The 16,905-nt window shown below is 66.6% G+C and carries 14 protein-coding genes; 7 read left to right on the top strand and 7 right to left on the bottom strand.

What is annotated here, in order from left to right; translation table 11 throughout:
- Positions 1 to 119: 119 nt before the first annotated feature.
- Genes ABD05_RS26865 through ABD05_RS26875 form a run of 3 tightly spaced genes read left to right on the top strand, consistent with a single transcriptional unit; the run spans position 120 to position 3,438 of the window.
- Positions 120 to 1,478, top strand: coding sequence for a TldD/PmbA family protein (locus tag ABD05_RS26865; protein ID WP_047903000.1), 1,359 nt, complete (start codon positions 120 to 122; stop codon positions 1,476 to 1,478).
- Between the two features lie 12 nt (positions 1,479 to 1,490).
- Positions 1,491 to 2,966 carry a metalloprotease TldD gene (gene tldD, locus ABD05_RS26870; RefSeq protein WP_047903001.1) on the top strand — a complete coding sequence of 492 codons (1,476 nt, stop codon included), beginning with the start codon at positions 1,491 to 1,493 and terminating at the stop codon, positions 2,964 to 2,966.
- Positions 2,967 to 3,006: 40 nt separating this feature from the next.
- Positions 3,007 to 3,438, top strand: coding sequence for a Fis family transcriptional regulator (locus ABD05_RS26875; RefSeq protein WP_238594132.1), 432 nt, complete (start codon positions 3,007 to 3,009; stop codon positions 3,436 to 3,438).
- A gap of 60 nt (positions 3,439 to 3,498) precedes the next feature.
- Here the strand turns inward: ABD05_RS26875 and ABD05_RS26880 are convergent, their stop codons facing one another.
- Both ABD05_RS26880 and ABD05_RS26885 read right to left on the bottom strand, forming a co-directional pair.
- Positions 3,499 to 4,257: an SDR family oxidoreductase gene (locus ABD05_RS26880; RefSeq protein WP_047903003.1), complete on the bottom strand. Its 759-nt coding sequence runs from the start codon at positions 4,255 to 4,257 to the stop codon at positions 3,499 to 3,501.
- Between the two features lie 140 nt (positions 4,258 to 4,397).
- Complete coding sequence (locus ABD05_RS26885; protein ID WP_047903004.1) at positions 4,398 to 5,342, bottom strand: LysR family transcriptional regulator; 945 nt, start codon at positions 5,340 to 5,342, stop codon at positions 4,398 to 4,400.
- Between the two features lie 166 nt (positions 5,343 to 5,508).
- Between ABD05_RS26885 and ABD05_RS26890 the strand changes: the two genes are divergently transcribed.
- The gene (locus tag ABD05_RS26890; RefSeq protein ID WP_047903005.1) at positions 5,509 to 6,729 is read left to right on the top strand and encodes an FAD-dependent monooxygenase; all 1,221 of its coding nucleotides are present in this window, start codon (positions 5,509 to 5,511) and stop codon (positions 6,727 to 6,729) included.
- 51 nt (positions 6,730 to 6,780) lie between these two features.
- Here ABD05_RS26890 and ABD05_RS26895 read toward each other — a convergent pair whose 3' ends face one another.
- A complete protein-coding gene (locus ABD05_RS26895; RefSeq protein ID WP_047903006.1) occupies positions 6,781 to 7,722 on the bottom strand; it encodes an alpha/beta hydrolase in 942 nt (313 codons plus the stop codon).
- Positions 7,723 to 7,783: 61 nt separating this feature from the next.
- Positions 7,784 to 8,881: an OpgC domain-containing protein gene (locus ABD05_RS26900; protein ID WP_047903838.1), complete on the bottom strand. Its 1,098-nt coding sequence runs from the start codon at positions 8,879 to 8,881 to the stop codon at positions 7,784 to 7,786.
- A gap of 381 nt (positions 8,882 to 9,262) precedes the next feature.
- On the opposite strand from ABD05_RS26900, the gene ABD05_RS26905 reads away from it, so the two are divergent.
- Positions 9,263 to 10,417, top strand: coding sequence for a porin (locus ABD05_RS26905; protein ID WP_047903007.1), 1,155 nt, complete (start codon positions 9,263 to 9,265; stop codon positions 10,415 to 10,417).
- Positions 10,418 to 10,459: 42 nt separating this feature from the next.
- On the opposite strand, the gene ABD05_RS26910 is transcribed toward ABD05_RS26905, so the two are convergent.
- Complete coding sequence (locus tag ABD05_RS26910; protein ID WP_047903008.1) at positions 10,460 to 11,371, bottom strand: LysR family transcriptional regulator; 912 nt, start codon at positions 11,369 to 11,371, stop codon at positions 10,460 to 10,462.
- 141 nt (positions 11,372 to 11,512) lie between these two features.
- On the opposite strand from ABD05_RS26910, the gene ABD05_RS26915 reads away from it, so the two are divergent.
- Both ABD05_RS26915 and ABD05_RS26920 read left to right on the top strand, forming a co-directional pair.
- Positions 11,513 to 11,905, top strand: coding sequence for an aldo/keto reductase (locus tag ABD05_RS26915; protein WP_047903009.1), 393 nt, complete (start codon positions 11,513 to 11,515; stop codon positions 11,903 to 11,905).
- A 111-nt stretch (positions 11,906 to 12,016) separates the two neighbouring features.
- A complete protein-coding gene (locus ABD05_RS26920) occupies positions 12,017 to 12,757 on the top strand; it encodes a sulfite exporter TauE/SafE family protein (RefSeq protein WP_047903010.1) in 741 nt (246 codons plus the stop codon).
- 101 nt (positions 12,758 to 12,858) lie between these two features.
- On the opposite strand, the gene ABD05_RS26925 is transcribed toward ABD05_RS26920, so the two are convergent.
- Both ABD05_RS26925 and ABD05_RS26930 read right to left on the bottom strand, forming a co-directional pair.
- Positions 12,859 to 15,039, bottom strand: a complete 2,181-nt coding sequence (locus tag ABD05_RS26925) for a hypothetical protein (RefSeq protein WP_047903011.1) — start codon at positions 15,037 to 15,039, stop codon at positions 12,859 to 12,861.
- Positions 15,040 to 15,645: 606 nt separating this feature from the next.
- The gene (locus ABD05_RS26930) at positions 15,646 to 16,542 is read right to left on the bottom strand and encodes a LysR substrate-binding domain-containing protein (protein ID WP_047903012.1); all 897 of its coding nucleotides are present in this window, start codon (positions 16,540 to 16,542) and stop codon (positions 15,646 to 15,648) included.
- Positions 16,543 to 16,905: the final 363 nt, after the last annotated feature.

Here is a 16,905-nt window from a genome sequence, read left to right on the forward strand (position 1 = left end):
ACGGCCATCTTGCCGCGGCCGAGCGGGGCAGCGCGATCGGCGACATGCTGATCGAGCTCACCGGGCAGACCGCCTGACGCATTCGACGACACGATGCCGCATGGCGGAGGAGCAGGCTGATGCAATCGAGCAGTACGCAGTTGCAAACCGTTGTCGCTGAACTGGCGAGTTCGGCGGAGCGTGTGATCGCGTTCGCGCGACAGGCGGGCGCGGAGGGGACGCGCGTGGAGATCGAGGCCGCCGAATCGAGCGCCGTGACCGTGACGAACCGGGTACAGACGGAACGCAGTTTTTGCGGCACCCTGGAGATGACGGTGACGGTGTTGCGCGACGGAAAACGTGCTTTCGCGAAATCGTCGGACCTGTCGGACGACGGACTGAAAAAGATCGTTCGCGCGGCGATCGAGAGTACCGCCGCAACCGAGCCCGATCCCGCGGCCGGATTCGCCGATTCGAGCCAGTTGGCCAGGGACTTTCCCGATCTCGATCTCCATCACCCGCTGGATTGGTCGCTCGACGATATCGGTGCCCATGCGCAACGCGCCGAGGATGCGGCGTTCGCACATGACCCGTCGATCAAGGCGTCGAAGGGCGTGACGGTGAGAACGATGTCGGGCATGTCATTGCTGGCCACGTCGGCGGGGTTCCATGCGACGGCGCCGTGGTCCGTCCATTCGATCGCATGTGCGCCCGTCGCATTCGGCGCCGGCGAGAAGCAGATCGGTTTCTGGGGCGATGCAAGTCGCGCATTCGACGATCTCGCGAAACCGGAGGAGGTCGGGGCACTGGCCGCCAGGCGAGCCATCGACGCGCTCGGCGCGACGCAAGTCCCCACGCAGCAATGCCCGGTTCTGTTCGAGCCGTCGGCATCGCTGGGGCTGCTGGCCGAACTGGTGTCCTCGGCATCGGGAGATGCGCTCTACCGGAGCGGATCGTTCTTGAAGGATGACATCGACGCGCCGTTGTTTCCGCCGCATGTCCAGCTTGACGAGGATCCGTTCGTCAGGCGCGGGATGGCCAGCCGCTGCTTCGACAGCGACGGCATTCCGGGCGGGCGCCGCAAGGTGGTGGAGGACGGCCGCCTGCGCGGGCTGTTTCTCGGGCTTTATGCGGCGCGCCGCTTGAACCTGACGCCCACCGGCAACGGCTACGGGCCTCACAACCTCGACATGCGCAGTACACGGACCCGGCCCGGCGACGACTTCGCCGCGATGTTGAGGAAGCTGCATCGCGGACTTCTGGTCACGGAGATGGTCGGCGGCGGCGTGAACCGCCTGACCGGGGATTTCTCCCGCGGTGCCAAGGGGTTCTGGGTGGAAGACGGCGAGATCCGCTTCCCGGTGAGCGGTATCACGATAGCGTCGAATCTCCGCCGGATGTTCGGCGGACTACAGGCGATCGGCAGCGACGCGTTGACGAGGGGATGGGCGACCTCCGGATCGTGGCTGATCGATGCAATGAAGATCGGGGGAGCTTGAAACATGAGTGACATGAAGCAGCGGCAGGTATTGCGGCCTGCCCGCGAGGAGATCCGCACGCTGGCGCGGCACGCGCTGCTGGACCGGCATGGCATCGACGAAACGGCGCTTTTTTCCGCGATGGGCATCGCCCTCGGCCAGCGATGGGACTTTGCGGATGTCTTCCTCAAGGAAACGACCGCGGAATCCTGGTCGCTGGAAGGCGGGGCCGTGCGCGCGAGTTCGTATCGTTGCGATAGCGGCTTCGGACTGCGCGTGTTGAAGGGAGAGCAGGCGACGCTGGCGAGTTCGCAATGCATCGACGCGATCGCGCTCCGGCATGTTGCGTCGCGACTTAGCGAAACCGGAAGCGGCATGTCGCGTGACGGCTCGGCAGCGATGCAGCGCAGGCCGGTTGCAACGGCACGGTCGTTCTACGACCCGGCTCATCCGTTGCGGACGATGGAGGGAGCGGACAAGATCGCGCTGCTGAAGACGCTCGACGAGATCGCCCGGGCCGCCGACCCGCGCGTGATCGAAGTGCATGCCGTGCTGAGCGCCGTGCATGAAACGATCTGGATCGCCCGATGCGACGGCCTGAGTGGCGGCGATGTGCGTCCGCAACTGGCCTTGTGGATCAACGTGCGCGTCAGGTCCGGCGCGCGCGTGGAGAGCGCGAGCGGAGGGATCGGCGGGCGCTATGGCATCCGGACGTGGGATGACGACGAACTTCGTACCTTCGTGCGGGAGCGTGTGACGGCCGCCCTCACGAAGCTGCAGGCGCGGCCGGCGCCGGCCGGAAAAATGACGGTGGTGGTCGGCCCGGGCTGGAATGGCGTCTTGCTGCACGAAGCGGTCGGCCATGGACTGGAAGCCGACGGCGTGCGCCGCGGGACGTCCGCCTTCGCGGGACGCCTCGGCGAAAAGGTGGCGTCCGGGAACGTGACCATCGTCGACGACGGAACGCTCCAGGGGGGCCGCGGTTCCTTGAATATCGACGACGAAGGGTGCGCGACGCGGCGCACGACCTTGATCGAGAACGGCGTGCTGCGCGCGTACATGCAGGATGCGCTGAGCGCGAGGTTGATGGGAATGGAGCCGACCGGAAACGGCCGCCGCGAGGGTTACGCGTCGCCGCCCATGCCGCGCATGACGAACACGTTCATGCTGAACGGGGACCACGAGCCGCAGGAAATCATCGAGTCGGTACGCAACGGTATCTACGTGTCGGGTCTCGAGGGCGGGCAGGTCGACATCACGAGCGGTCAGTTCGTCTTCGAGGCATCCGAGGCCTACCTGATCGAAAACGGCAGGATCACCGCGCCGGTCAAGGGCGCGACGATCACGGGCCACGGCCCCGACACCATCCGGAACATCAGCCTGGTCGGCAACGATCTCGCCTGCGATCCCGGCAGGGCGACGTGCAGCAAGGCGGGGCAGTCGATCCCGGTGGGCGTGGGCCAACCGACCGTGAGGGTGGATGAAATGACCGTCGGAGGCACCGCGTAGTCGTGGCCGTCGAGGCGGCGCATTGCCGGTGGAATGGAACGTGAATAAATGGGCCCATCGTCTCAGTCAGTCCAGCCGCGCGCAACGCGAGGCGAAAACGGAACTGCTGCCCTTGCCGAGGCCGATACGGGATGCCTTGTCGCTGGAGTATCACCTTCAGCTCGAAGCGCTGCATGCCGGGGTGGGGTCGCTTGTCGCGCTTCAGGTCCTGATGAGGACCGTGATCGCCACGGGCATCCTGTGCGAATACGGATACGGGGATGTCGAGGACGCTTCGTACAAGGACCTGGAAAAGATCGCAAACCACGCGTTTTCCTCGGGTTGCCAAGGGCATTTCCATTTCGACGGCGACGCATTCCATCTGTTCGCGAGGGTGCTGACAACGCATGATTTGCAGCTGGAAGTCGCCCCCGTCAAGGTGATCGACGAAGTCGCGAAGCGCCTGGAGCGATACTGCACGGCGACCCGGTGATCGGGTTCCGAAGAATCGGCCGGTGCGGCGCGCGCAACGCGCCTTCGCCCGCAGCGCGCGCTATCCGCGCCCCACGAACGGCATCGCGGTCGCCATGATCGTCATGTTCAGGATGTTCGTGTCGAGTGGCAGGTTCGCCATCTGGACGACTGCGTTCGCGACATGCGCGACGTCCATCCGCGCCTCGGGCGCGAGGCTGCCGTCCGCTTGCGGGACGCCTTGCGTCATCCGTTCCGTGAGCGAGGTCGCCGCGTTGCCGATGTCGATCTGGCCGCATGCGATGTTGTACCGGCGGCCGTCCAGCGCCAGCGATTTCGTGATCCCGGTCACCGCATGCTTGGTGGCCGTGTACGCGATCGTATCGGGGCGCGGCGCGTGCGCCGAGATCGAGCCGTTGTTGATGATCCGGCCGCCTTGCGGCGTCTGCGCTTTCATCACGCGCCACGCGGCCCGTGCGCACAGAAAGACGCCGGTCAGGTTCGTCGCGACGACGCTGTTCCACACGTCGAGGTCGTATTCGTCGAGCGACACGACCGGGGCGTTGCGTCCGGCATTGTTGAACAGGACGTCGAGCCGGCCGAATTGCTGCGCGATCTGCGCGAACGCGCGGTCGACCGACGCCTCGTCGGTGACGTCGGCGGGAAACGCGTGCGCGTCGCCGCCAGCGGCGCGGATGGTGTCCTGCGTTTCTCGCAACGAGGCCTCCGTGCGCCCGAGCAGCGCGACGGTGAAGCCGGCCTGTGCGAGCGCGATTGCTGCTGCCCGACCGATGCCGGAGCCGGCGCCCGTAACGGCGGCGAATTTCTTCGAGACAGACATGGCTTGATTTCCTGCGGGTTGAGTGAGGAACGAGGCGGCCGAGGTTCGATGTCGTCAGCCCTTCGGCAATGTAGTCGAGTTGCGCGGCGCACGGATTCGAGCGATATCGGTACTCGTGTCCGACCACGCGGCGAAGGCGATCATTTCTTCCGGCCAGTCGCGGCCTTCCGTGCTCGTGCGCCCGTCTCCGCGAACAGGTCGACCACGACGTCGCGCAGCCAGCGGTTGCCTTCATCCTGATTGACGCGCGTGTGCCACAGCATGTGAATCGGCGCACCGGGCAACGTGACAGGCAGCGCACGCCAGCCGAGCGAGAACGGCGCGGCGAGCTGCTGCGCGAGATGCTCGGGCACCGTCGCGATCAGGTCGGTGCGCTGCAGGATGTAGCCCACGCTCATGAAATGCGGCACCGTCAGCCTTACCCGGCGCTTCACGCGGCGCCGCTGCAGCCATTCGTCCACCTGCCCGTGACCGGTGCCGGCCGACACCACGACCAGATGTTCGGCGTCGCGCCATGCGTCGACCGTCAGCGCCGCTTCCTCGAGCGGATGGCCGCACCTGAACAGGCACACGTAGCGCTGATCGAACAACCGGCGCTGATAGAACCCGCCCTTGAGCTGCGGGAGCAGGCCGATCGCGAGATCGACACGACCGTCGGCCATTTCGTCGCCGAGGTTGACGCTCGTGTTGCGCACGGTATTGAGCGCGATGCCCGGCGCCGCGCGCGCGAGGTGTTCGAGCAGCGCGGGCAGGAACACGACTTCGCCGATATCGGTCATGCCGATCGTCAGCGTGCGCGTGGCGCGCAGCGGATCGAAACCGGTCTCGGGATTCAGCGCGGCGTGCAGCGTCGCCAGCGCATGCGACACGGGTTCGGCCAGGCGCAGCGCGAACGGCGTCGGCACGACGCCGCCCGGCCCGCGCACGAACAGCGGATCGCCGAGCCGGCGGCGCAGCTTCGCGAGCGCGTTGCTGACGCCCGGCTGGCTCATGTTCATCTGTTCGGCGACGCTCGACACGCGCCGCTCCTGCATCAGCCGCTGGAAAAGCAGCAGCAGGTTGAGGTCGATCTCGCTCAGTTCCATGGGTTTCGCGGTGCCCGGTTCATTGCATTCCGTGATGAAGCAGATTCATTTCATTTTATTGCGGGATGAAAGTCCACTCCTGAAAATACCGATACGGCCCATGCACTCGACATGGCCGCTGCGCAAGGCGCTGGCCCCACACGGAAATATCGGAGACACCTTCATCATGCAGACGAATCTGAAGGTTGCGATCGTCGGCGCCGGCATCGGCGGCCTGACGCTCGCGCTCGCATTGCGCGAGCACGGCATCGACGCGCAGCTCTACGAGCAGACCCATGAATTGCGCGAAGTCGGCGCGGCCGTCGCGCTGTCGGCCAATGCGACGCGCTTCTACGAACGCATGGGCTTGCGCGCGGCCTTCGATGCGGTGTGCGCGGACATCCCGGGGCTCGTGTATCGCGACGGGCGCAGCGGCGCGGTGATCGGCCATCATCGCGGCGAGCCCGACTACCGCCGGCAATTCGGCGGCGCGTACTGGGGCGTGCATCGATCCGATCTGCAGGCCGTGCTGTCGAAGGCGGTCGGTCCCGACTGCATCCATCTCGGCCATCGTCTGGTCGATCTCGCGCAGCAGCCCGATCGCGTGACGCTGTCGTTCGACAACGGCACGCGCGTCGACGCCGATCTCGTGATCGGCGCGGACGGCGCGCGTTCGATCACGCGGCGCTGGATGCTCGGCTACGACGATGCGCTGTATTCGGGCTGCTCGGGTTTTCGCGGCGTGGTGCCGGCCGCACGCATGGACCTGCTGCCCGATCCCGACACGATCCAGTTCTGGGTCGGGCCGCACGGGCATCTGCTGCACTATCCGATTGGCGACAACGGCGACCAGAACTTCCTGCTGGTCGAGCGGCATCCGTCGCCGTCGCCGTGGCCGTCGCGCGACTGGGTCATGCCGGCTCAGGAGGGAGAGCAACTGCGCGTGTTCGGCGACTGGCACCCGGCCGTGGTGCAGATGATCACCGCGGTGCCGATCAGCCAGCGCTGGGGGCTGTTCCACCGTCCGCCGCTCGGCCGCTGGAGCCGCGGGCGCGTGACGCTGATCGGCGATGCCGCGCATGCGCTGGTGCCGCACCACGGGCAGGGCGCGAACCAGTCGATCGAGGATGCGGTGGTGCTGGCGGCACAGCTCGCGAAGGCCGGGCCCGGGAAGTGGCGCGAGGCGCAGGAAGCCTACGAGCGGTTGCGGCGCGGCCGCACGCGCAAGGTGCAATACGCATCGATCTCCGCGGCCGACGTGCTGCACCTGCCCGACGGGCCGGCCGCGCAGGCGCGCAACGCGCGTCTGGCCGACCGCGATCGCGTGCTGCAGCACCTCGACTGGATTCACGACTTCGACGCGCTCGACGATGAGCCGAGCGAGCGGCAGGGCGGTACCTGGCTTTGAGCCCGATGGCGGACGCGACAGGTGTTGCGTTCGCCGGTTATCGGCCGGTCGTCACTTCACGCACTCGAGCGCGTACTTCAACCCCTGCCCGAGCAACCCGCGCCACACGTCCCACGTATGCCCGCCGTCGACGATGCGCAGCTCGGCCGGGTTCTGCGCACGGCGCAGCTGCGTGTACAGCACGCTCGATTCGGCCTGGATCGTCAGGTCGTCGTCGCCGGCCGCGATGAACATCGGCACGCGCCAGCTACGCGCGAAATAGCCGCGCATCAGCGCCGGGTAGTTGAGCTCGTGCCACACGCGCGAGTCGAACTGCCGGTCGCCGAACACGCCGACATAGCGCGCGGCGGAATTGAGCGGCGGCTCGTTCGCATAGATCGCGGGGCTCAGCAGCATCGCGCCGCAGAACAGGCCGGGTTCGAGCAGCGAGAAACGCAGCGCGCCGAAACCGCCCATCGACACGCCGCCGATCGCGCGGCCCGCGCGCTGGTTCGACACCGCGAAGTGCGCTTCGACTTCGGGCAGCAGGTCGTTGAGGAACGCGCTCTGCATCTTCTCCTTGCGGTCGACGTACCAGTCGGTGCCGCCCTGCGGCATCACGATCACGACGGGCGGAATCTCGCGGCGCTCGATCAATGTGTCGGTGGTGGCCTGCAGCCGGCCCTGCGTGATCCAGTCGTTTGCGTTGCCGGCATTGCCGTGCAGCAGGTACATCACCGGGTAGCGCGCGCCTTCCGGGTTATAGCCGGGCGGCAGGTAGACCGTGTACGACCAGTCGCGCTTCAGCGATGCCGACCGGAACGTGCGCAGCACGACGCTGCTGCCCGGATTGACCGGCGGCTCCTGGGCGGCCGGCGTGACCGGCGCGGCCTGGGCGGCTTGCGCGGCCAACGGCGGCGCGGGCGAAACCGTCGGCGCGGGCGGTGTGGCGCGGGCGGTGGCGATCGAGCCGGCGATCAGGGCGACGGCGAACGGAAGGGCGAGTCGGCGCATGGCGAAGCGTTTCAGGAGAGGCGCCGGCTATCGTAGCAGCGGCGCATGACGGCGCGGCGCGTCATTGCCGCGAACGGAACGGCAGCCGCGCGACGAGCGGCCCGTAGAGTTTGGCGACGAGATACAGCAGGCCTATCGCGACGGCATCGGCGGTCAGGCCGAGCGGCACGTCGAGATAGCCTTCGGTCGCCTGGTAAAGCAGCGAATCGACCGCGAGCGAGATGCCGGTGCCCGCGACGAAGCACAGCAGCCCCTGCCGGCCGATCGTGCCGATCCACGGCATCGCGTGCGCGACCTTCTTCATCCAGCCGAGGTGCACGAGCTTGGCCGCGAGCCACGCGATCGCGAGGAAGTTCACGAGCCGCAGCGCGCCGAGGTTCTGCTTGATCGACGGATCGGTCGGGAACGGCTCGATGCGCAGCCGGTAGTACGCGCCGGCTGCGACGATCGCGAGCGAGACGGCCGTCAGCAGCCAGCCCTGCGGTTTGGGCGCGAGCGTCTGGTAGACAGGCTGGCAGCGCGCGATCACGCCGAGCACGAACAGGAACTGCCACGCGAACGGATTGAAGTCCCACGGCGCGCCTTCGACGGTCGGCAAAAAGCGCGCGACGTGCGGCGCCGCGACCCACAGCGATCCGCTGAACGCGAGCATCAGCCACGGTTGCGTGCGCGCGAGCGGCAGCGCAAGCGGGACGAGCAAGGCGAAGAACGCATACATCGGCAACACCGACGCGAGGTACGGCTGGCGGCGGAACAGCAGGATGTCGCGCAGCGCGGCGAGCGGCTTGTGGAGCAGGCCGTCGAGATCGTTGGTCGGCATGTTCGGGCCGTCGATCGCGAACGCGTTCAGCGCGGCCGTGATCAGCAGCATCAGGCCGGCCGTCACGAGGAACGCGCGGTAGATCTCGAACGCGCGCCGGATGAAGCGCTGGCGCGCGGCGGCCTCGTCGTGCCGCTCGGCGAGCGAGTTGTACGCGATCGCGGTCGCGAAGCCGCCGAGGAACACGAATACTTCGGCCGCGTCGCACAGCGCGTACGCGTGCAGCGTCACGCGCGACAGGATGCTGCCGCCGATGTGGTCGACGACGATGACGAGCAGCACGAGGCCGCGGAAGAAATCGAGCTCGGCGTAGCGGCCGGCCCGGGCAGGCGCGGTCATCGGACCGCCTCCCGGCGCGGGCCGCGTGCGCGGCGGGCACACGCCGCGCATGAATCGGGGTGAAGCATGACTTCGTGAAGAAATGGCGAACGGATGCGCATTGTGCCACCGATGCGACGCCGATCGGGTTTACGCGGATGGCGAGCCCGCCCGCCGCTGCCGATAAGCCCGGTCAGGCTGTCTGCGCAACGGGGCAGTTGGGAGAGCGCAACGCTTTGCGCGCGGTTTCCTTACCCCGATGGACGGACGGTTTGCGACGTGACACCATTTTGTCTGCACGCGGCCGCACACCGCGTCGTCCGCCCTGCGGGCCACACATACAACAGACCAAACAATTCGCCGGGCGCTCGCCTGCCCGGCCCTCGGCTCCGGAGATCCGTCATGAAGAAGCACGTCATTTTTGCCGCCGCGCTCGCCGCTTTCGCCGCGCCGGCGTTTGCCCAGAACAGCGTGACGTTGTACGGCCTGATCGACGAGGGCATCAATTACACGAACAACGTGAACGTCAATGGGGTCGGAAAGACGAATTACCAGCTCGCGAGCGGTTTTGCGCAGGGCAGCCGCTGGGGCCTGAAGGGCACCGAGGACCTCGGCGGCGGGCTCAAGGCGATCTTCACGCTGGAAAACGGTTTTGACGTGAACAACGGCCGGCTCGGCCAGGGCGGCCGCATGTTCGGCCGCCAGGCGTTCGTCGGGCTGAGCGAGTCGCGCTTCGGCACGCTGACCTTCGGCCGCCAGTACGATTCCGTCGTCGACTATCTCGCGCCGCTGACCGCGAACGGCAACTGGGGCGGCACGCTGTTCTCGCACCCGTTCGACAACGACAACACGGACAACTCGTTCCGCGTCAACAACACGGTCAAGTATGCGAGCGCCGACTGGAACGGACTGACGTTCGGCGGCACGTACAGCTTCAGCAACAGCACCGGCTTCTCGAACAACCGCCAGTACAGCATCGGCGCGCAGTATTCGCTGGCCGGGCTGCAGGTCGCGGCCGCGTACCTGCAGGCGAACAACCCGGGCATCGGCAACGCGGGCGCGATCGCGGCCGACGACGCGAACTTCGTCGCCGATCGCCTGCGCATCTTCGGCGGCGGCGTCAACTACACGTTCGGCCCGGCAACGGTCGGCTTCGTCTACACGAAGACGGACGTGAAGAACCCTGTGTCGACCGTCTACCTGCCGGCCTCGACGTTCGCCGGCCTCGGGCTGACCGCGACGAAGTTCCAGAACTTCGAAATCAACGGCAAGTACCAGCTCACGCCCGATTTCTATCTCGGCGCGCAATACGTATACACGGACGGCAAGTTCGATGCCGCGGCCGGCTCGTTCAAGCCGAAGTACCACACGGTCGGCCTGATGGCCGACTACAGCCTGTCGAAGCGCACCGACGTCTATCTGCAGGGCGCGTGGCAGAAGGTCGGCGGCGACAAGACCGGCACGGCGGCCGACGGCGGTTACGTCGTCGGGACGGACGGCCCGTCCGCATCGTCGAACCAGTTCGCGGTGCGCGCCGCGATCCGCCACAAGTTCTGACCGCGCGGCGGCCGGGGCCGACCGCCCTGGCGCCGGCCGTCGTCAGTCCGTCCGGCGCGAGCCGCCGAGCGTTTCCGCGAGCCAGTCGACGAAGATCCGCACGCGCGGCGCGAGATGGCGCCCGTGCGGGAACACCACCGACACGGGCAGCGGCTCCGCATGCCATTCCGGCAGCACCTCGACCAGCGAGCCGTCGGCGAGCAGCGGCGCGAGCCCGTCGCGCGGCGCCTGGATCAGCCCGAGGCCCGCGAGACAGCACGCGAGATACGCCTGCGAGCTGTTGACCGACACGATGCTGTGCATCTTCACCGTGTGCAACTCGCCCGAATCCATGTCCGCATATTCCCAGTCCAGCTCGCGGCCCGTGCGGCTCGAGAAATAGCCGACCGCGATGTGGTCGGGCAACTCGTCCGGCGAGCGCGGCGTGCCGTGGCGCGCGAGATACGCGGGCGACGCGCAGTTGATCTGCGTCATCTCGCCGATCCGCCGTGCGACGAGCGACGTGTCGGACAGCACACCGACCCGCACCGCGCAGTCGATGCCGTCGGCGACGAGATCGACGAAGCGGTCGGTCGTGCTGATCACGACGCGCAGGTCGCGGTAGCGCGCGTGGAAATCCGGCAGTGCCGGGATCACCTGGTTCAGCGCGAAGCGCTCGGGCAGGTCGACGCGGATCACGCCGCGCGGTGACTCGCGGGCATCCTCGAACAGCGATTCCGCATCGTCGAGATCGAGCAGTAACTGCGCGCAGCGCTCGTAATAGGTCGCGCCCTCGGCGGTCAGTGCGACGCGCCGCGTCGTGCGCTGCAGCAGGCGGATATTCAGGTGCTTTTCCAGATACTGGACGGCGTTGCTGACCGTCGGACGCGGCAGTTGCAATTGCTCGGCCGCTTTCGTGAAGCTGCCGAGATGGGCGACGCGCGCGAAGATGCGCATTGCTTGCAGATGGTCCATGCGGGGCGGGAGCGTTGGCGGGTGGGAACAGGCTCCATTGTTAATCAGCGTCGAATGGTTTGGTGGAGCGTTTCGCGTTTATCGCGCACCGCGATGCGTCCAGAATCCGGTCGATCCACTCACCACTTGAAGGAAACGGACATGGACACGCGTCGACTGGGCCGCACGGGCCCGCAGGTTTCGGCGATCGCGCTCGGCTGCATGGGGATGTCGGATTTCTACGGGCCGGCCGACCGCGACGAAAGCATCGCGACGCTGCACGCGGCGCTCGACAACGGGATCACGATGCTCGACACCGGCGATTTCTCCGGGATGGGCGACATCGTGCCGCTGATCGGCGCGCGCAAGCGCACACAACCGCAGGACGCATTGCGTGCGCCTGAATTGCAACTAACGGTCAATGATCTCGCGCGCATCGAAGCGGCGGTTCCCGCCGGGGCGGCTGCCGGTGACCGCTATCCGGCTTCACGGATGGTTCACCTCGACAGCGAGCAGGCGCGGGGGGGATTCACGGGGCCTGAACGGCGGGCCTGACAGGCCCGCCCGACAGGCCCTAGCCAGCCTCAGGCAAAACCAGATGGCGGGCGGGCCGACGGCGGTTCACCATCGGCGCCGTATTCAACCCAACCGTACGGAACGCCTTCCATGCAAATTCATACGCTGACGATCATCGTGCTGGTTTTCCTGCTGGCCGGCGCGGTGAAGGGAATGATCGGGCTCGGGCTGCCGACGATCGCGATGGGGTTGCTGACGCTCGCGATGCCGCCGTCGGCCGCGGCGAGCCTGCTGCTCGTGCCGTCGTTCATCACCAATGTGTGGCAGTTGTGGCTCGGCCCGTCGTTCGGGCCGCTGCTGCGTCGCCTGTGGCCGCTGCTCGCCGGTCTCGCGATCGGCACGCTGACGGGCGGGCTGCCCGCGCTCGCGGCCGGCAGCACATGGACGCATGCGGCGCTCGGCGTGGTGCTGATCGCCTACGGGCTGTGGGGGCTGGCCGCCGCGCGGCTGCCCGCGCCGGGGCGTCACGAAACCTGGCTGTCGGCGGTGGTCGGCTATCTGACGGGCGTCGTGACGGCCGCGACCGGCGTGTTCGTCGTGCCGGCCGTGCCGTACCTGCAGGCGCTGCGGCTGTCGAAGGACGACCTGATCCAGGCGCTCGGGCTGTCGTTTACCGCATCGACGATCGCACTCGGCTTGCAGTTGCGCGTGACGGGCGCGCTGCAGACGGTCGATCTCGGCGTGTCGGCGCTCGCACTCGTGCCGGCGCTGGCCGGAATGGCCGGCGGGCAATACGCGCGGCGCGTGATGAGCGAGAAGGCGTTCAGGCGCTGCTTCTTCGTCGGGCTGATTGCGCTCGGTGCGTACATGGCCGTTTCGGGGTGGCTGTAAGCGGGCATCGCCGCGGAGCGTGATGCCCGTCGTCCCGAAACTTCCCGAAGCCGGTTTCTGAGCCGGCTTCGGGAATCGTCACAGGACGGCGATTACACCGCTCAGGCCGGGTCGGCGTACTTCAGCGTCCATCCGAACGTGCGGGTCACGCCCGTGCCGAGCGCAAACGGCTTCGTCGTGCACGCGAAGTTCGAATGCAACTGACCGATCGGTGTCGACGACAGCGGATTCGTCGTGCCGTTCACCGTGTCGAAGGCGGACAGCGCGCAGTTGTCGAACCCGGACGCCGCATAGCCGGTCGCGGCACTGTTCGCGTACGTGACCGACACACCGTCGCCGTTGGCCTGCGTGGACGCGAAATCCGCGAACGACGTGAAGTCCGTCTCGACCGACAGGTTGCCGGCGAGCATGCCCGAGCTCAGCGTATCGCTGCGCGCGACCGTGCCGTGCGCGAACGTCAGCACCGTATGCACCTGCAGGTCGAGATCGGTCGTGTACGCCGCGTTCTTCGACGCGAGCCGGAACTTCGTCGTATCGAACGACACGATCACCTGGCCGTTGGCCTGCTGCACGTTCAGGTTCTTGTAGTACGTGACGGGAATATAGGTCTTCCCGTTGTACGACACCTGCGGCACCAGCAGCGCGTAGCCGAGGTCGGTCGTGCCGTAGATCAGCTTGTCGGAGAACGGCACCGGGTAGTACGGCGTGAACGAGTTGTAGTCGGGCGCCTGGCTGAGGTTCAGGTTGATCACGCGCCGGCCGTCGCGCACGGTGACCAGCGCCGCGCTGTACGGATGCGCGGTGTCGCCGGGCTGGTTGTACCAGGTGAGCGTGTAGCGCGGCAGCGCGTCGAGCCACGCGTTGTAGTCCGCATCCGCCATCGGCGCCTTGCCGCCGAAGCCGAGCTTGTTCCACCACGCGTTCACGTACAGGTACTGGTGCAGCAGGCTGAAGTTCTCGCCCATCACGCGCGGCTTGCCGCGATACGTGTCGGTGCCGCGGCCCTTGACCCACATGTTCACCGACGGCGTCGGCAGCGACGGGTCGTACCAGTAGGTGTCGAAGCGGTGCGCGGCCTTGTAGATGAACGCATACGCGATCTGCTTCTCCTGGTCGGACAGCACGCCCGCGTTGGCCGCGGCCGTCAGCACTTCCATGAACGCGGAATCGCCGTACGGGCCGATCGAGCGGCCGTAGTTGAAGCCCTGGCCGTCGCCGTTCAGTTGCTGGAGGATCAGGTCGACGGACTTGCGCAGATAACCCTTCAGTTCCGGCGTGAGGTTCGCCTCGTTACCCATCTCGAACGTGCGCTCGGTTACTTCGCCGATCAGCAGCGTGCTGTAGCGGTCGAAGCGCGCCTGGTCGTAATAGGTCGTGTGCGTGTTCGACGCTTCGTCCGAGAAACCGCCCGACGAATCCTTGCGGATGTGGTTCGTGAGCGTGTAAAGCAGCGCGTCGCGCGCGCCCATCGTCGCGACGGACGGATCGGTCGCCGACGCGAACGACGGGCTGCTCCAGCCGAGCTTCTGCCGCAGCCCGGCGATTCCGTAGGACACCGCATAGTAGTTCTGCGCGGTGTTGAGCGACGCGATGTCGATCGGCGTGCCGGCGGCCGGGCACGTACTGGTCTTGCCGCTCGCATCGGGGCCGAACATGTCGCAGAAGGTGAGCCGCTGCTGCAGCGTCGCGAGCATCGCGTCGCTGAAGACTTCGTTGAGCATCCCGTGCGCCTTCAGGTTGTTCAGCGCGACGAGGTAGTAGTACTCGCCCCACGACGTATTCGCATACGCGTAGTTGCTGCCCGACTGCGCCATCATCGCGGTCGTGATCGTCTGGTACGTCGCGAGATAGCTTGCGTATTGCGGGTCGCCCTTCGACTTCATGTCGATCAGGATGTACGACAGGCCGAGCGCGAGCTTGCCGGGCAGGAATTTGTCGCCGGTGTTCGTGTCGAGCACGTGCACCGGCGTGCCGTCGCCGAGATCCATCACGACCTGCGTGAAGTCGGGCGATTTCCGGATCAGGTCGAACAGCGCGCGCATCTGGCCCATCATCGTGACGGGAATGTTCGTGCCGGCCGGCACGCTGGTGTCGGGCGCGCCGTAGACGAGCGCCTGCAGAGAGTTCGCGGCGAGCGCGGGCGTTGGCGTGGGCGTCGAGGTCGACGGCGGTGACGATGACGACGGCGTGTCGGTCACGTCGTTGCCGCCGCAGGCGCTGACGAACAGGACGGAAAGGGCGCTGAGCGCGGCGCCGAGCGCGAATCTGCTGCGCGGATGCATTGTGTCTCCAGTTTTGAATAGTGATGACGGACGGGCTGGTGTGGCCATTGCCGCGCTCGATGCCCGTACCTGACCTCCGCCTTGCAACCCTGATCCCTGAAGACGGATGGCCTGAATCACAACTCGAGCGGGCAAGCGTTCTCCCTGCACGGGCCGTGAGCGGCGTCGCGCCGATGCATTGGAAAACGTTTTCCAAATTTATGCATCGGACGGCGCGATGTCAATGAACTTTCACGCCGGAGGCGCCGGTAGAAACCCGGATAGTGGGAAGGGAGAGAGAAGAGGGAAAACAGGATTACGCGGAAATTACCGGGGATTGTTTCGATGTGTGGTGCAGTGCGGCGCGAGATGCAGGCGTGAATGCGGCAGGCTGGAATGCTGTCTGGTTACGCATTCTCGATGGATATCGAGAGAAAACGTTATCCATAAGGATCGAAATGAATCAGGCCGACGCCGCTAAAGCTGTGCCTCGATCGCGGCCTTGTCGATCACCGGTCACACCTGCCGGTTCAGGCAGTCGATATACGCGCGGTAGCGGGTGGCAGATCGGTGTCGGCCAAGGCCATGCCTCCGTGTGTCGCTGGGGTGCATCGAATGCGGCGCGCGTCACCGCGGCGTTGCTTCGCCGGACAAAAACGCCACGAACTCCCGCGTGTACTTCGGCAGCGCATCGAACGATCGCGCGCAGAGCGTCAGCTTCCGGTGGCTCCACGGATCGGCCAGCTCGACGAGCCGCACGTCCAGCGTCTGCATCGCGCGCTCGGCAGCATGCCGCGACACGATGCCGATGCCCACGCCGCTCGCGATCACGCGGCAGATCGCATCGAAGCTCTTCAGTTGCACGCGATAGCGGATCCGCTTGCCGAGCGCGCGCGCCTGGTCGGCGAGATGAACCTGCAGCGCGCTGCCGTCGGTGAGGCCGATGAAGTCCGCGTCGGCGATCGCGTCGAACGTGACCTTGTCGTGCGACGCGAGCGGATGCGCGGCCGGCACGACGACGATCAGCCAGTCCTCGCGGAACGGTTTCTGTTCGAGCCCGCCGAGCCCGACCGAATCGGCGACGATGCCGACCTCGGCCGTCCTGTTGCGGATCGCATGCACGATCTCCTGGCTCGAACGCTCCTCGACGCTGATCGACAGCTTCGGATGATGCGGCAGGTAATCGGCCAGCGCGTCGGGCAGGTATTCGCTCAGCGACGCCGTGTTGCACAGCAGCCGGATATGGCCGCGCAGGCCCTGTCCGTATTGCTGCAGTTCGCCGCGCATGTGGTCGATCTGCTGCAGCACGGTGCGCGCGTGGTGTTCGAGCGCGCGGCCGGCGTCGGTCGCCTGCGCGCCCGACTTGGTCCGATGCAGCAGCGGCACGCCGAGCTCGTCCTCCATGCCGCGGATGCGTTCGCTCGCGGCCTGCAGCGTGATGTGCGTCCGCTCGGCGCCGCTCGTGATCGTGCCGGCCTCGCAGATGTTCAGGAAGAGCCGCAGGTCGGTCAGGTCGAAGCGCATGATGGGCGGGGAGCGATAGCGTTGGAATGGCCGATAAGTTAGCAGGAACCGCAGCGTCGGTCTCAGGCGCAGCCTGAGGCGCGATTCGCCGGTTCCGCATTTTCGGGGCACGATCGATGCCCGATCGTGGCCGTATCTCGACCGGGGAGCCTGTCATGCAGATCGATTCGTCGTGGGGCGTGTCGTTCAAGATCGCGTTGCACGTGTTGTTCCTGTGCATCGGCATCGCGTGGGCCTGTTCCGAACTCGTCGCGTGGTTGCGTTGAGCGCGGCGGCGGGCGCCTATTGAAATCAGGCTGTCATAGTTTTATCGAACGAAAATTCTTCCGTTTTCACGCGAAAAGACCATCAAGTTTTTCCGGA

The sequence above is a fragment of the Burkholderia pyrrocinia genome, from assembly GCF_001028665.1.
In the GTDB taxonomy this organism is placed as follows: domain Bacteria; phylum Pseudomonadota; class Gammaproteobacteria; order Burkholderiales; family Burkholderiaceae; genus Burkholderia; species Burkholderia pyrrocinia.

Bases quoted from the DNA above. Each gene is read 5' to 3' on its own strand.
- ABD05_RS26865 (WP_047903000.1), top strand. From the start codon at position 120: ATGCAATCGAGCAGTACGCAGTTGCAAACCGTTGTCGCTGAACTGGCG.
- tldD (WP_047903001.1), top strand. From the start codon at position 1,491: ATGAAGCAGCGGCAGGTATTGCGGCCTGCCCGCGAGGAGATCCGCACG.
- ABD05_RS26880 (WP_047903003.1), bottom strand. From the start codon at position 4,257: ATGTCTGTCTCGAAGAAATTCGCCGCCGTTACGGGCGCCGGCTCCGGC.
- ABD05_RS26885 (WP_047903004.1), bottom strand. From the start codon at position 5,342: ATGGAACTGAGCGAGATCGACCTCAACCTGCTGCTGCTTTTCCAGCGG.
- ABD05_RS26890 (WP_047903005.1), top strand. From the start codon at position 5,509: ATGCAGACGAATCTGAAGGTTGCGATCGTCGGCGCCGGCATCGGCGGC.
- ABD05_RS26895 (WP_047903006.1), bottom strand. From the start codon at position 7,722: ATGCGCCGACTCGCCCTTCCGTTCGCCGTCGCCCTGATCGCCGGCTCG.
- ABD05_RS26900 (WP_047903838.1), bottom strand. From the start codon at position 8,881: ATGACCGCGCCTGCCCGGGCCGGCCGCTACGCCGAGCTCGATTTCTTC.
- ABD05_RS26905 (WP_047903007.1), top strand. From the start codon at position 9,263: ATGAAGAAGCACGTCATTTTTGCCGCCGCGCTCGCCGCTTTCGCCGCG.
- ABD05_RS26910 (WP_047903008.1), bottom strand. From the start codon at position 11,371: ATGGACCATCTGCAAGCAATGCGCATCTTCGCGCGCGTCGCCCATCTC.
- ABD05_RS26915 (WP_047903009.1), top strand. From the start codon at position 11,513: ATGGACACGCGTCGACTGGGCCGCACGGGCCCGCAGGTTTCGGCGATC.
- ABD05_RS26920 (WP_047903010.1), top strand. From the start codon at position 12,017: ATGCAAATTCATACGCTGACGATCATCGTGCTGGTTTTCCTGCTGGCC.
- ABD05_RS26925 (WP_047903011.1), bottom strand. From the start codon at position 15,039: ATGCATCCGCGCAGCAGATTCGCGCTCGGCGCCGCGCTCAGCGCCCTT.
- ABD05_RS26930 (WP_047903012.1), bottom strand. From the start codon at position 16,542: ATGCGCTTCGACCTGACCGACCTGCGGCTCTTCCTGAACATCTGCGAG.